Source organism: Klebsiella sp. HMSC25G12, from assembly GCF_001807705.1.
Lineage (GTDB): Bacteria > Pseudomonadota > Gammaproteobacteria > Enterobacterales > Enterobacteriaceae > Klebsiella > Klebsiella variicola.
Genome location: NZ_KV789908.1, coordinates 132,239 through 146,094, shown reverse-complemented (window position 1 = coordinate 146,094; position 13,856 = coordinate 132,239). Strand labels below are relative to the sequence as shown.

Here is a 13,856-nt window from a genome sequence, read left to right as displayed (position 1 = left end):
TGTGTAATTGAGAATCATTCAATCATGAAGGGATGTAGTAGTAAATGTTATGTAAGATAAAAAATTGGCGGTGGGGAATGGCGGGGTCATCACGTCTTTTCAATGAGGTGGTGTGTTGTTATTTTATTGATATTAAATGATTTTGTTGGTTTTACTGTTGCGCAGCCTCGCTGTAGTGCTCGCGACGGACGGATGACGATGGCGAGTATTGACTACTACATCTATCCCCGTCATGATCAAAAGAGAATGAGATTTATTTTTGTTTGACTGCAGACTGTTCAGCGATGGCCTGGAACGCTGCGGCGCAGGAGCGAGTTATGCCACAGCGGGTGAAACCTGCAGAGCAGGGGATCGTACTGGATGCCCTGTCGGCCGGATACGGCCAGACCCTGATCGTTGACGATATCAACCTGACCATTCCCACCGGCAAAATGACGGTGCTGGCCGGGGCGAACGGCTCCGGTAAATCCACGCTGCTCTCGACCATCGCCAGAATGCTGAAACCGCTCGGCGGCTGCGTGCGTCTGGACGGGCAAGCCATTCACCAGATGCCGACGAAGGCCGTCTCGCGCCAGCTGGGCATCCTCCCGCAATCGCCGCTGACCCCGGAAGGGTTAACGGTTTTCGAGCTGGTCTCGCGCGGGCGCTACCCATGGCAAGGGCTGATGCGCCAGTGGTCCGAGGCCGATGAGCTGGCGGTGGAGGAGGCGCTGCGCTTAACCGGTACCGCCGAATTCGCCCATCTGCCGGTGGACAGCCTCTCCGGCGGCCAGCGTCAGCGCTGCTGGATCGCCATGGCGCTGGCCCAGCAAACGGCCACCATTCTGCTCGATGAGCCGACCACCTGGCTCGATCTGCGCTATCAGGTCGATATCCTCGAGCTGCTCCAGACTCTCACCCGCGAACATGGCCGCACGGTGGTGACGGTGCTCCATGACCTTAACTTTGCCGTTAACTACGCCGATCTGCTGGTATTCCTCAAACAGGGGCGCATCGCCGGCACGATTAGCGACAACGATGTCTGTAGCCCTGAGCTGATTAAACGCGTGTTTGACGTTGACGTGCAGATGTCGATTAACCCGCAAACCGGCAAACCGTTCTTTATGCCGTTTCGCGCCCGCCAGGCCGTTGACGCATGAGCGCCGCCGTTATGTACGCCGCGCGGCGTCATGCCCGCCCCCGACTGGCGCTCTTGCTGCTAACGCTGCTGCTTATCGCCGCCTCGCTGGTGCATCTTGGCTTAGGCGCCCGCTGGATCGCCCCACAGACGGTGCTGCAGGCGCTGCTGGAGTACAATCCGCGCAACTTCGACCAGCGAATCATCGTCGATCTGCGCCTGGTGCGGCTGGCGGCAGCGCTGCTGACCGGCGCGGCGCTCGGCGTCGCCGGGCTGCTGCTGCAGACGGTGATCCGTAACCCACTTGGCGAGCCGCATATTCTCGGCCTTAACGCCGGCGCCTCGCTGGCGGTGGTGGCGACCTCGGCGCTGGGCCTGTCTCTCGGCGCTTTTCCCGCCGGGCGCCCGCTGACCGCCGCCTGCGGCGCGGGGCTGCTGTTCGGTGGCGTGATGGCGCTGGCCTCTGCCGGGCGCGGCGGGGCGACGCCGCTGCGCATCACGTTGTGCGGAGTGGCGCTGTCAGCGTTTGCGTCGGCGGTGACGGCGGCGATATTGATCCTCGATGAACAGACGCTGCTGGCGATGCGTACCTGGCTGGCCGGCGACCTGGCCGGACTGAACTGGAGCACGCTGCAGACGGCGCTGGTTCCGGCGCTGATCGGCCTTGGCGTCGCGCTGCTCATTGCCCCACGGCTTAATGTGCTGGCGCTGGGGGATAAGGTGGCGCTGGGCCTTGGCATTAATCTCGTCCAGACGAGGCTGCTGGGTCTACTGGCGATTGCGCTGCTGTGCGGTGCGGCGGTGGCGGTGGCCGGGCCGATCGGTTTTGTCGGGCTGGTGGTGCCGCACGTGGTGCGCCGTCTGGTGACGGAAGATATCCGTCTGGCGCTGCCCCTGGCGGCGCCGGTGGGGGCGCTGGTGCTGGTGCTGGCGGACATCGCCGCCCGGACGCTGGTCGCGCCGCAGGAGCTGGCGACCGGGGCGATGACCGCCCTGGTGGGCGCACCGCTGTTTATCTTTATCGCCGCGAGGTTTTTTAAATGACGCGCGCCGTTCACCGGGCCGGTTTTCGGCCGCTGGTTATCGCCTCCCGCCAGCTGCTGCTGCGCCCGGCGGCGCTCAACATTGCCGCCATCATGATGCTGATGCTGCTGGCGCTCGGGCTGTACAGCCTCAGCCGCGGCAGCTTTCCGTTGCCCGCGTCGACGCTGGCGCGGGCCCTGCTGGCGCCGCAGGATATGGGCGAGCAGCCGCGCTTTATTCTGTTTGATATCCGCCTGCCGCGGATCCTGATGGCGCTGCTGTGCGGGGCCATGCTGGGGATGGCCGGCGCGGCGATGCAGAGCATCACCCGTAACGGGCTGGCCGACCCGGGGCTGATTGGCGTCAAAGAGGGGGCCAGCATCGTGGTGCTGGCGCTGGTGCTGTTTTTCCCGGCGGTAGGCCTGGTCTGGCGGCCGCTGGCGGGAATGGTCGGCGGCGTGGCGGTGGCCTTGCTGGTCCTGACGCTGGCGCGCGACTGTTCGCGGCCGCGCTTTATTTTAATTGGCATCGGCGTCTCCTGGACTCTGGCGGCAGCGGTCGGCATCTTTATGACCACCGCCGACGTTCGCGACGTGCAGACGGCGATGATCTGGCTGGCGGGCAGCCTGCAGGCCGCGACCTGGCCGCTGCTGGCGGTGGCCTTTTGCTGGGCGCTGCCCGGGGCCATCATCCTGTTCTGTACCGCCCGGGCGGCGGACGTGGCGCTGCTGGGCGACCGGACCGCCATCGGCCTCGGCGTACGTCTGCAGCAGCTGACGATGCTGCGCTTTTTCGCGCCGGTGCTGCTGACCTCGGCCAGCGTCTCCTGCGTCGGCAGCCTGGGCTTTGTGGGCCTGATGGCGCCGCATATGGCGCGTTTTGTGCTGCGCGGCGGCCAGGTATCGCTGCTGTGCGGCAGCGCGCTGATTGGCGCCTTGCTGGTGCTGGTAACCGATACCCTTGGCCGGCTGGCGTTTGCCCCGCTGCAGATCCCGGCGGGGATTGTCATTGCCCTGGTGGGCTGCCCATTCTTTGTTGTCTTGCTCTGGCGTCGCCGTGATGCCCTTTAACCAGGAAGGTAGTATGCGTTGGTTCGTCTCATTGCTGCTGTTGCTGACGGGGGCCGTCAGCGCCGCCGCCCCACAAACTCAAACTTTCACCGATGATTTAGGCCGCACGGTCACCGTCCCGCTGCATCCGCAGCGCATTGTTTCGATGCACGATCTCGATATTACCATTCCGTTGATTGAGCTCGGGGTGCCGCCGATCGCCAGCCACGGCCGGACGCGCCCGGACGGCAGCCACTATCTGCGCGCCAGCGCCCAGCTCACCGGTGTCGATTTCGACAACAGCGATATCCGCTTTATTGGCACCGCCGATATCGATCTGGAAGCGGTAGCCGCCGCAAAGCCGGATCTGATTATCACCGAGCCCAGCCGCCATGTGTCAGTGGAGCAACTGGAGAAGATTGCCCCGACGGTGAGCATCGACCATCTGCAGGGTAGCGCCCCGGAGATTTACCGCAAGCTGGCGCAGCTGACCGGCACCCAGCCGCGGCTGGCGATCCTTGAGCGCCGCTATCAGGAACAAATCAAACAGCTGAAAGCGATGGTCAATCCACCGCAGTACAGCGTCTCCGTGATCCAGGCGAACAACGGCAAGGTCACGGTGCATCATTCGTATCATGCGCTGGGCCGGGTGCTGCGCGACGCCGGGTTCCGCTTTCCGCCGCTGATTGAGCGGATCCCCGACGGTCAGCGCATTGACGTCAGCGCTGAACAGTTGCCGGAGCTGGACGCCGATTTTGTCTTCGCCACCTGGCGGTCGGATACCGGCGGTAAGCCGCAGGATGAGCTGCAGGCGATGGAAGGCGTGATGCCCGACTGGTGCGACTTTATGCGCGCCTGCCGCATCGGGCACTATATTTTGCTGCCGCGGGAAGAGGTGATCTCTAACTCCTACGCCGCGCTGTCTCTGATGGTGGCCCAGGTGCAGTCGCATATTGCCGGCAGGCCCATCCCGGCGGAGGCCAAATGAAAAGCGCGGTAAAAAAAGAGAAGGGCAAAGTCGACTTGTTCGGCGAACGCTATCGCGCCCGGGCGCACCAGCTTTCCCCCCGGCTACGGGCCGTGGTCAGCTATATCAACGACAACCGCGAGGTGGTGCTGGAGCATACGGCGATGGAGATCGCCACGGCGACCCAGACCTCCGACGCCACGGTGGTACGCGCCATCCAGGCGCTGGGCTTCGCCGGGCTTCGCGAGCTTAAGCAGACCATGGAGCGCTGGTTCGGCACCTCGGTCACCTCGGCGGAAAAGATGCGCTCGACGGTCACGGCGCTCTCCAGCGACGTCAACTCCAGTATTGATTTTGTGCTTGAAGGCCATCAGCGGGTCTGCGAGGTCCTGTCGCGAGCCGACAACCGCGCGGCGGTGGCCCAGGCGGTGGCATTGCTCAGCGACGCGCGCCAGGTAGGGATCTTCGGCATCGGCGCCTCGGGGATCCTCGCCGAGTACACCGCCCGGCTGTTCAGCCGCATTGGCCTGCCGGCGTATGTGATGAACCGCACGGGCTTCAGCCTCGCCGAGCAGCTTATCGGCCTGCAGCGCGGCGATGTGCTGATCATGATGGGACAAAAATCCCCCCATCGCGAAGGGATGACCACCCTGCGCGAGGCGAAGCGGCTGGGTATTCCGACCATCCTGCTGACCCAGGCGGTGGACTCGCGCTTCAGCCAGGAGGCGCAGGTAGTGATCGACGTCCCGCGCGGCGGGGACAGCAGCCGGATGCCGCTGCACGGCACGGTGCTGGTCTGTCTGGAGATGATTGTCCTGTCGGTGGCCTCCACCACGCCACAAAAAACGGTGAAATCCCTGAAACGAATCAACGACCTGCACCGGGCCATCGGTAAATCCGGCGGTAAACGGGGCAGTTGAAGAGATAATTCACCAGCGGGAAGGTTTCCGGTTGCATATAAAAGTCAGTGTGTGTATTTTTATGCAAAATAAATGCATAAAAAGGAAATCTCATGGTCAAGAATTTGCTCAAGGCGTGTTTCATGATGGCCGCGCTGACGGCAGCCGGACAGGCGGCTGCGGAAACCTATACCGTCGGTTCCGGCGGCACCTACCGGCCGTTTGAATTTGAAAACAGCCAGAAACAGCTGGAAGGTTTCGACATCGACATCATCAAAGCCATCGCTAAAGCCGAAGGCTTTGACGTCAAGCTGGTCAATACCCCATGGGAAGGCATCTTCGCCACGCTGAACACCGGCGACCGCGACATCATCATCTCCGGGATCACCATCACCGATAAGCGCAAACAGATGGTCGATTTCTCCGCGCCGTACTTCCCGGCCGAGCAGTCTATCGTCGTCGCCCAGGACTCGCAGGTGGATTCGCTGGCGGCCCTGAAAAACGAGAAGGTCGGGGTGGTGAACTCCAGCACCGGCGATATCGTGGTTTCTGAGGTGCTGGGCAAAAACAGCACCGCGATCAAGCGTTTCGACAATACCCCGCTGATGCTTCAGGAGCTGTTTGAGGACGGCGTCAGCGCCGCGGTTGGCGACGTCGGGGTGGTGAAGTACTACATCAAACAGCACCCGGAGAAGCAGTTCAAGCTGGTGCCGGATGCCAAATTTGAGCGTCAGTATTTCGGTATTGCGGTGGCGAAAGGCAACAGCGAACTGCTGGGCAAGATCAACGCCGGGCTGCAAAAGATTGTTGCTGACGGGACTTACGCCAAAATCTATAAAACCTGGTTCGACGACAACGTGCCGACGCTGCCAGCGCAATAATCCACCTTTTTCAGTGACCACGGCTATCGCCCAGGCGATAGCCGTATTTTTTAGGGAAGGACTATGACGGGATTCCGTTGGGAGATCATCGAGGAGTACGGCCCGCTGTTTGTGGACGGCGCCCTGATGACGATTAAATGTACCATTATCTGCGTGATCCTCGGGACGCTGTGGGGGTTAACTCTCGGTCTCGGGCGGATGGCGAAGGCCGAGCACGGGCCGTGGAAATATATTCTCCGCTACCTGGTGCAGTTTCCGGTGCGTTTTTACGTTAGCGCCTTCCGCGGTACGCCGCTGTTCGTGCAGATTATGGTGGTGCACTTTGCGCTGGTGCCGCTGTTTATCAACCCGCGCGACGGTCTGCTGGTAACCGGCGGCCTGATGAGCGCCGACTTTGCCCGCGAGCTGCGCGCCAGCTACGGAGCGTTCCTCTCCTGCATCGTGGCGATCACCCTTAACGCCGGAGCCTATGTGTCGGAGATTTTCCGCGCCGGCATCCAGTCGATCGACAAAGGGCAGATGGAGGCCTCCCGCGCGCTGGGCATGCCGTGGTGGAAAACCATGCGCAAGGTGATCCTGCCGCAGGCGTTTCGCCGCATTCTGCCGCCGCTGGGCAACAACGCCATCGCCATTGTCAAAGACTCGTCGCTGGCCTCGGCGATTGGCCTGGCCGATCTGGCCTACGCCGCGCGCACCGTCTCCGGCGCCTACGCCACCTACTGGGAACCCTACCTGACCATCTCTCTGGTCTACTGGGTGATCACCTTCCTGCTGGCGCAGCTGGTTAACCGTCTGGAAAAGAGGTTTGGCAAAAGTGATTCACATTAATAACTTACATAAGCGCTTCGGCGACAGCCACGTGCTGCGCGGCATTAGCTGCGATATTAAACCGCAGGAAGTGGTGTGCATCATCGGCCCGTCCGGCTCGGGAAAAAGTACCTTCCTGCGCTGCATGAATGCCCTGGAAACGGTCAGCGAAGGCGAGGTGGTGGTTAACGGCTTTGCCGCCCACGACCGGACCACCGACCTCAACAAGATGCGCGAAAGCGTCGGCATGGTGTTCCAGCGCTTTAACCTGTTCCCGCATATGACGGTGCTGGAAAACCTGATTATGGCGCCGATGAATCTGCGCAATATGCCGCGCCAGCAGGCGGTCGACCTGGCGGAAGCCTTGCTGGCGAAGGTGGGCTTAAGCGATAAGCGCGACGCCTGGCCCTCGAGCCTGTCCGGCGGCCAGCAGCAGCGGGTAGCCATCGCCCGCGCGCTGGCGATGAAGCCGTCGATTATGCTGTTCGATGAGCCCACGTCGGCGCTGGATCCAGAGCTGGTGGGCGACGTGCTGGAGGTGATGAAAAACCTCGCCAGCGAGGGGATGACCATGGTGATCGTGACTCATGAAATGGGCTTTGCCCGCGAAGTGGCCGACCGGGTGATCTTCATCGACCAGGGCGTGATTCAGGAAGAGGGCAAGCCGGGGCAGATCTTTAGCGCGCCGAGCAACCCACGCACCGCCGCGTTCCTCAGCAAGGTGCTGTAAACCGAGCGGGCTGGCGTCAGGCCAGCCCGCTGAGCATTCTGGGTGTATTGACGAAGCTTTTAATCATCCGCGCAAACATTGACTGGGCTCATATATCCCGCGATAACCCCTTTGTTAATCTCAGGGTGCCGATGAGGACTTCTCCAGGAAAATAACGTTGGAAATCTTTTTTTAACCCACTGAAAAATAGCGATTAACTATTTTTTATACGCCAAAAATCATGGTCCGTTAATAACGGACTCGGTTTCGTATGGGTTAAAAAAGGTACGTTATGACAGTTACATGGACGGTCACGCCCGTGGGGTATCAGCACATTGCCAAACGCTGCCCCGCCTGCAATGTAAAACGCGACTTCGCGCCTTCCGGCGCCATCCGGGTGAATTCGCAAAAGAAGCTGCTGGATATCTGGAGCATCTATAAATGCACGCGCTGCGATTACACCTGGAATATCGCCCTGTTTTCCAGGCTGCACGTCAGCAAGATAAACCGTAAACTGCTTCAGCGTCTGATGCAGAACGATGCAGCTATGGTTCACTATTATGCCGCTGACCTCGCGACGCTGAAGCGCAACCGCGCCGAGCCGTCGGGGCAACCTGATTTTCGTATTCACGAGCAATGGTCGGTAACGCTGATGGCATGTCAGCGGATAACGGTGCGCGTCAGCGTCAGTCAGCCATTTCGCATCAGCCTGCTATCAATACTGAAAAAACAGCTCAAGCTGAGTACGGCTGAAATCCGGTGGTTGGTCGCGACAGGGCATATCGAGGGTATTCCACTAAAACAGCTCAAGACGAAAAAGCTGAAGGCGATGGAATATCATTTTCAGCTGGCGGCGGAAACGCTGTATGCGCGACGCCGAATTGTGCTTAAGCGGCACCGTAGCTAACCCGACGGCTCAGAAAATCCGCCGTGCTTGAGCTGCTGGCTATTCCATTTTCGGTGAAATAAGGACGGCGAAGTTGGCCGTCCTGACTCCCTTACCTCCGCCTGAAAAAGTCACCTCCGCTGCAGCCATTCAATCTGCAGACGCATAATAAACAAACGCCAGCTTATTGCCGTCGGGATCGCGGACGTAGGCGCTGTGAAAACCGTCGCCATACTGCGGCCGGTGACCGGGACCGCCTTCGTCACGTCCGCCGAGTTGCAGGGCGAGGGCATGCAGTTCCGCAATATGCTCGACGGAGCGGGCGTTAAGCGCCACCATCGTTCCATTGCCCACCCCGGCAGGCTGCTGGTCAAAAGGAACGCCCACGCACAGCCCACAGGTGTGATTGCCGTTGAAGGTCCCCCAGGACGCCCCCTGTTCGTTACGGCCGGCTTTGACGTGTCCCAGCAGCGCCATTAACGGGTCATAGAATTTGATGGCGCGTGGCAGGTCATTGGTTCCAAGCATGATGTATGAAAACATGATGTCCTCCTGGAGCAGGTTTGATGGCGTAAAACCTCAGCCTGGTTGCTGGCGAGCGGGCTGGCTGGCGCCAGGCCAGCCCCTCAAAACTACCGTGCGGACTCCGTCGCCTCGTCCATCTCCTCTTCCTGCTCACTGGCAAGCAGGGTTTTCTCGTTTTTGCATAGACATTGAATCAACAGGAACAGCACGCCGCTGGCCACCAGGGTGACGATCAGGCCATCGTAGCCGGTGATGCCGATCAGCATGCCGCTGACCACCGGCCCGGCGACGCTGCCGGCGGACCAGAAAAAGCCGAACAGGGCGTTAATCATAATCAGCTTCTGCCCATTGAAGGTTTTCCCCGCCCGCACCAGCGACAGGGTATAAAGCGCGCCCGCGGCGGCGCCCAGCAGCAGGCAAATGGCCATCAGCTGAATGCGCGAGCCGAGCATCAGCGGCAGGGCCAGCAGCGACAGGCTGAAGACTACCGCGCAGGACAGATGCACGCGGCGAATGCCGACCCGGTCAGCCAGCCAGCCGAGCGGGGTCTGGAACATCGCATCCCCGGTGAGCACCACGGTGACCAGCAGCACCGCCATCCCTTCATTCAGCCCTTTGTCCATGCCGTACAGCGGCAGCAGGGCGAGGATGCTGGCGTCGAAGAAGGCGAAGCAGAAGACCCCGGAGGCCAGTACCGGCAGGAAAGCGCCGAGGCTGCGCCAGCTGGCGCGCTCCCCGAGGCTTTCGCGGGTGCCGGTGGGCAGATGGCGCAGCATCAGCAGGCAGACGGCGGTGACCGCGACGATCGCCATCAGCGCCGAGGCCTGCCAGGCGGGGCCGACGGAGATCAGTAACGGCCCGGCCAGCTGGCAGCCGGTAAAGGCCGAGGCGTAGATGCCGGTGAGGGTGGCGCGCTGGCTGCCCGCCGCGCCGCCGGTGATCCAGCTTTCGCCCAGCACGATAATGACCCCGGAGGCCAGGCCGGTCAGCAGGCGCGGCAGCAAAAGCAGCGTCATATCGGTGGTCATGCATGAGGCGATGGTCGCCAGCGCCAGCAGGATCAGACTGCCGCTCAGCAGCACGCCCATTTCAACGCGCCGGCACAGCGCAGGAGAGAGGAAAGAGGAGATCATCATGCCGGCGGGCGGCAGGGCGGCCAGCAGGCCGACGTACAGCGGCGCGATCTGCTGCTGCGCCAGCTCAAGACTGATTAACGGCACCGTATAGCCGGTGATAAATCCCACGAGCGACGCGGCCATGATCATCGCCAGCGTGGGAGCAAGACGATTCTGGTCTGGGTTAAACATTTTATTTCCGATGAAGGAGAGGTCAGTAGTGGATCCTTCGGCAAATTGCCGTCCTGAGTTGCATAATAATTAATCGCCTGGCCGTTGTCACCGTTGAAATCACTACCAAAAAAGGACCGCCGGGCGGCGACAGGGCTGTACGCCGCGCCGCCGCCGCATTTCGTGACGTTGTCAGCGTGTTAACGACAGGATATAACGGAGGGAGCGGCAGCGACCCGACGTCGGTGAGCGACGGGGAAAAAACGCGACGCATGACCGATTATTCAGCATTACGCTATGCAGGAAAGGAGTAATACATGGCCGTATCGCCGTCACTGATCGCCGAAGCCGTTGGCTGGCGACGTGAATTTCACGCCGCGCCTGAGCTCGGATATCAGGAGCAGGAGACCTCGCGCCGCGTTGCGGAGCTGCTGGCCTCGTTTGGGCTGCAGGTACACCGCGGGCTGGCCGGCACCGGCGTCGTGGCGACGCTGGAAAACGGTCCCGGGCCGGTCATCGGCCTGCGCGCCGATATGGACGCCCTGCCGATCACCGAGCTGGGGAGCGTCAGCTATCGCTCGCGCCGTCCCGGGGTGATGCACGCCTGCGGCCACGATGGTCACACCGCGATGCTGCTGGCGGCGGCCGCCCATCTGGCGCAGACCCGCCAGTTCAGCGGCACCGTCCACTTTGTCTTCCAGCCGGCGGAAGAGAACCTCGGCGGCGCGCGCAAAATGGTGGAAGAGGGGTTGTTCGAGCGCTTCCCGATGGACGCCATCTACGCGCTGCATAACTGGCCGGGGATCCCCCTTGGTGAAGTGGCGCTCAGCGATGGCGCGATGATGGCCTCGCTGGACGCCTTCGAGATCACCCTGCGCGGAAAGAGCTGTCATGCGGCGATGCCGGAGAGCGGGGCCGATCCGATCGTCGCGGCGGCGCAGCTGATTATGGCGCTGCAGACCATTCCTTCCCGCCGCCTGTCGCCGCAGGATTCCGCGGTGGTCAGTATCACCCAGATAAACGGCGGCGAGGCGATCAACGTCCTGCCGGACACCGTGGTGCTGCGCGGTACCTTCCGCTGCCTGAGCAATCGCGTTCGCGCCCGCGTGCGTGAGCTTATCGAAAGCTATGTGGCGACCCAGCCGCAGGTGTCCGATGTGCAGGGTGAGATTAGCTGGTTCCCGGGCTATCCGGTGACCAAAAACCATGCGCAGCAGGCGCAGCAGGTGCGCGAGGTGGCCATCGCCACCCTCGGCGCGGAAGCGGTGCGCTGGAACCAGGCGCCGTCGATGGCCTCCGAAGATTTTGCCTGCATGCTGGAGGCCTGTCCGGGAGCCTATTTCTGGATAGGCACCGACGGCGAAACCCCGTCGAAGCCGCTGCATAACGCCAGCTATGACTTTAACGATGCGCTGATTAGTCCCGGGGTGGCCATGTGGGTGGCGCTGGTGGAGAAACAGCTGCCGGCGGCGTAACCCACCGGCAGCGGGAGCGCGGCGCGCTCCCTGAGGTCAGACGTCGGCGGCGGCTTTCAGTCGCGCCTTCATATCGCTGTAGGCCGTCCAGGCGTAGCGCTCCGCCCATTGCTGGTCGGCTATCGCTTCCACTTTCACCGCACAGTATTTGGTTTCCGGTGTTTTGGAGATCGGATCGAGGTTATCCTGGGTCAGCTCATTGCAGGCGCCCACCCACCACTGATAGGTCATATAGACCGCCCCCGGATTGATGCGATCGCTAAGGTCGGCGCGGGTGATCACCTTCCCGCGTCGGGAGCTGACCCACACCAGCTGTTTGTCAGCGATCCCCAGTCGTTGCGCATCCAACGGATTCATCTGCACCCGTCCCGGCTCGTCGGCCAGCGACTGCAGCGCGGCACAGTTGCCGGTCATTGAGCGGCAGGAGTAATGCCCCACCTCCCGCACGGTGCAGAGCACCAGCGGCCACTCGTCATCCGGGCGCTCCGCCGGCGCGCGCCAGGCGGTGGCGAACAGCTGTCCTTTGCCCGATGGGGTATCGAAGCGGTTGTCTTTATACAGCCACGGCGTGCCGGGGTGGTCGAGGGTCGGGCATGGCCACTGGACATGGCCCATATCGCCCATTTTCTCCCAGGTCACGCCGTAGAACAGCGGGCAGAGTTCGCGCATCTCGTCCCAGATCTGCTGGTTGTTCTCATAGTGCATCGGATAACCCATTTCGCTGGCCAGCAGGCTAATGATCTCCCAGTCGCGCTTCACATTCCCCGCCGGAGGGATCGCCTGTTCAAACCGCTGGAACCCACGGTCGGCGCAGGTGAATACGCCGCCGTGCTCGCCCCAGGAGGTGGCCGGCAGCAGGACATCGGCAATTTCCGCCGTTTTGGTCATGAAGATGTCCTGCACCACCACAAAGTCCAGCGCCTCGATGCCTTTGCGCACCAGGCCGAGGTCGGCTTCAGTCTGCAGCGGATCTTCACCCATGATGTAGTAGGCTTTGATCTCGCCAGTCAGCGCTTTATGCGGCACCTCGGTGATGCGGGTGCCGACCTGGTCATCCATCAGCGCCGGGTCGACACCCCAGGCGGCGGCGAATTTCTCCCGCACGGCGGGGTCGGTGACCTCCTGATAACCCGGGAACAGGTTCGGCAGCACGCCCATATCGCAGGCGCCCTGCACGTTGTTTTGCCCGCGGACCGGCCCCACGCCGACGTTCGCCCGCCCCAGGTTGCCGGTGAGCAGCGCCAGGCTTGCCAGACCGCGCACCACGTCCACCGCCTGGCCAAACTGGGTGACGCCCATGCCCCACATAATAGTGGCGGAAGGGGCGGCGGCGAAGATGCGCATCGCCTCACGGATCGCCTGCGCGCTGACCCCGACAATCGCTTCCACCGCTTCCGGGGCATAATCCTTCACCGCTTCGCGGTAAGCATCCAGCCCTTCGGTATAGCGTTCGACATAGGCTTTGTTGTACAGCTCCTCCTCCAGCAGTACATAGCCGAAGGCATTCACCAGCGCCATGTTGCTGCCGTTGTTGAGCTGCAGATGACGGTCGGCAATGCGCGCGGTTTCAATGCGCCGCGGATCGCAGACGATGATTTTGGCGCCGTTTTCCCGGGCTTTGATCACCCGGCGGGCGACGATTGGATGGGAGTCGGCGCAGTTGTAGCCAAAGACCAGCAGGCATTTCGAGTTTTCGATGTCGCTGATCGAGTTGCTCATCGCCCCGTTGCCCAGCGCCTGCTGCAGCCCGGCGACAGAGGGGCCGTGGCAGACGCGGGCGCAGCAGTCGACGTTATTGGTGTTGAGCACCGCGCGGGCGAACTTTTGCATCACATAGTTGGTTTCGTTGCCGGTGCCGCGCGAGGAGCCGGTGGTCATGATGGCGCGCGGGCCATGCTTCTCTTTGATCTCCCTGAGCTTGCTGGCGGTATAGCGAATCGCCTCCTGCCAGCTGACCGGCGTGAAGGCGCCGCCTTTCTGGTAGCGGATCATCGGTTGTTTGAGACGGGGCGTCAGGAGCTGCGTATCGTTAAGAAAATCCCAGCCGTAGTAGCCTTTCAGACACAGCTGGTTCTGGTTGGTGACGCCGTCGGCGGCTTCCGCGCGAATGATTTTATTGTTGTCGACAACCAGTTTAAGTTTGCAACCCGCCCCGCAGTAGGGGCACACGCTCGTGATTTTTTTCATCAGTAACAGACCTGTTAACAGTGAACAGAGGATCGCTGTCGCGCC

12 protein-coding genes and 1 pseudogene are annotated in these 13,856 nt (G+C 61.8%); 10 read left to right on the top strand and 3 right to left on the bottom strand.

What is annotated here, in order from left to right:
• Positions 1–317 precede the first annotated feature (317 nt).
• The 9 genes and pseudogenes from HMPREF3096_RS19315 to HMPREF3096_RS19275 all read left to right on the top strand — a co-directional run bounded on the left by HMPREF3096_RS19315 (position 318) and on the right by HMPREF3096_RS19275 (position 8,359).
• Entirely contained in the window at positions 318–1,139 is an 822-nt protein-coding gene (locus HMPREF3096_RS19315; protein ID WP_008804500.1) for an ABC transporter ATP-binding protein, read from the top strand.
• Complete coding sequence (locus HMPREF3096_RS19310) at positions 1,136–2,161, top strand: FecCD family ABC transporter permease (RefSeq protein ID WP_023322816.1); 1,026 nt, start codon at positions 1,136–1,138, stop codon at positions 2,159–2,161. Before HMPREF3096_RS19315 ends, HMPREF3096_RS19310 begins: the two co-directional genes overlap by 4 nt.
• On the top strand, positions 2,158–3,210 hold the full coding sequence (locus tag HMPREF3096_RS19305; RefSeq protein ID WP_012967952.1) for a FecCD family ABC transporter permease: 1,053 nt from the start codon (positions 2,158–2,160) through the stop codon (positions 3,208–3,210). The genes HMPREF3096_RS19310 and HMPREF3096_RS19305 overlap by 4 nt, the downstream gene beginning before the upstream one ends.
• Entirely contained in the window at positions 3,200–4,177 is a 978-nt protein-coding gene (locus HMPREF3096_RS19300) for an ABC transporter substrate-binding protein (RefSeq protein ID WP_176747755.1), read from the top strand. Before HMPREF3096_RS19305 ends, HMPREF3096_RS19300 begins: the two co-directional genes overlap by 11 nt.
• Positions 4,143–5,076, top strand: a pseudogene (locus HMPREF3096_RS19295) (MurR/RpiR family transcriptional regulator). Before HMPREF3096_RS19300 ends, HMPREF3096_RS19295 begins: the two are co-directional and overlap by 35 nt.
• Positions 5,077–5,168: 92 nt before the next feature.
• A complete protein-coding gene (locus HMPREF3096_RS19290) occupies positions 5,169–5,936 on the top strand; it encodes a basic amino acid ABC transporter substrate-binding protein (protein ID WP_008804504.1) in 768 nt (255 codons plus the stop codon).
• A 63-nt stretch (positions 5,937–5,999) separates the two neighbouring features.
• Complete coding sequence (locus tag HMPREF3096_RS19285; protein WP_008804505.1) at positions 6,000–6,764, top strand: amino acid ABC transporter permease; 765 nt, start codon at positions 6,000–6,002, stop codon at positions 6,762–6,764.
• Entirely contained in the window at positions 6,751–7,473 is a 723-nt protein-coding gene (locus HMPREF3096_RS19280; protein WP_002908374.1) for an amino acid ABC transporter ATP-binding protein, read from the top strand. Before HMPREF3096_RS19285 ends, HMPREF3096_RS19280 begins: the two co-directional genes overlap by 14 nt.
• Positions 7,474–7,771: 298 nt before the next feature.
• Entirely contained in the window at positions 7,772–8,359 is a 588-nt protein-coding gene (locus HMPREF3096_RS19275; RefSeq protein ID WP_162550374.1) for a DUF1062 domain-containing protein, read from the top strand.
• Between the two features lie 129 nt (positions 8,360–8,488).
• On the opposite strand, the gene HMPREF3096_RS19270 is transcribed toward HMPREF3096_RS19275, so the two are convergent.
• Together HMPREF3096_RS19270 and HMPREF3096_RS19265 are read right to left on the bottom strand one after the other, a co-directional pair.
• A complete protein-coding gene (locus tag HMPREF3096_RS19270; protein ID WP_046881204.1) occupies positions 8,489–8,881 on the bottom strand; it encodes a VOC family protein in 393 nt (130 codons plus the stop codon).
• 89 nt (positions 8,882–8,970) lie between these two features.
• Positions 8,971–10,170, bottom strand: coding sequence for an MFS transporter (locus HMPREF3096_RS19265; RefSeq protein ID WP_012541437.1), 1,200 nt, complete (start codon positions 10,168–10,170; stop codon positions 8,971–8,973).
• A 296-nt stretch (positions 10,171–10,466) separates the two neighbouring features.
• Between HMPREF3096_RS19265 and HMPREF3096_RS19260 the strand changes: the two genes are divergently transcribed.
• Positions 10,467–11,624 carry a M20 aminoacylase family protein gene (locus HMPREF3096_RS19260; protein ID WP_064169301.1) on the top strand — a complete coding sequence of 386 codons (1,158 nt, stop codon included), beginning with the start codon at positions 10,467–10,469 and terminating at the stop codon, positions 11,622–11,624.
• 36 nt (positions 11,625–11,660) lie between these two features.
• Here HMPREF3096_RS19260 and fdhF read toward each other — a convergent pair whose 3' ends face one another.
• A complete protein-coding gene (gene fdhF, locus HMPREF3096_RS19255; protein ID WP_012967957.1) occupies positions 11,661–13,811 on the bottom strand; it encodes a formate dehydrogenase subunit alpha in 2,151 nt (716 codons plus the stop codon).
• Positions 13,812–13,856: the final 45 nt, after the last annotated feature.

Excerpts from the sequence above, each read along its gene's own strand:
- HMPREF3096_RS19285 (WP_008804505.1), top strand. The coding sequence starts at position 6,000 with ATGACGGGATTCCGTTGGGAGATCATCGAGGAGTACGGCCCGCTGTTT.
- HMPREF3096_RS19260 (WP_064169301.1), top strand. The coding sequence starts at position 10,467 with ATGGCCGTATCGCCGTCACTGATCGCCGAAGCCGTTGGCTGGCGACGT.
- HMPREF3096_RS19290 (WP_008804504.1), top strand. The coding sequence starts at position 5,169 with ATGGTCAAGAATTTGCTCAAGGCGTGTTTCATGATGGCCGCGCTGACG.
- HMPREF3096_RS19270 (WP_046881204.1), bottom strand. The coding sequence starts at position 8,881 with ATGTTTTCATACATCATGCTTGGAACCAATGACCTGCCACGCGCCATC.
- fdhF (WP_012967957.1), bottom strand. The coding sequence starts at position 13,811 with ATGAAAAAAATCACGAGCGTGTGCCCCTACTGCGGGGCGGGTTGCAAA.
- HMPREF3096_RS19310 (WP_023322816.1), top strand. The coding sequence starts at position 1,136 with ATGAGCGCCGCCGTTATGTACGCCGCGCGGCGTCATGCCCGCCCCCGA.
- HMPREF3096_RS19300 (WP_176747755.1), top strand. The coding sequence starts at position 3,200 with ATGCCCTTTAACCAGGAAGGTAGTATGCGTTGGTTCGTCTCATTGCTG.
- HMPREF3096_RS19265 (WP_012541437.1), bottom strand. The coding sequence starts at position 10,170 with ATGTTTAACCCAGACCAGAATCGTCTTGCTCCCACGCTGGCGATGATC.
- HMPREF3096_RS19305 (WP_012967952.1), top strand. The coding sequence starts at position 2,158 with ATGACGCGCGCCGTTCACCGGGCCGGTTTTCGGCCGCTGGTTATCGCC.
- HMPREF3096_RS19315 (WP_008804500.1), top strand. The coding sequence starts at position 318 with ATGCCACAGCGGGTGAAACCTGCAGAGCAGGGGATCGTACTGGATGCC.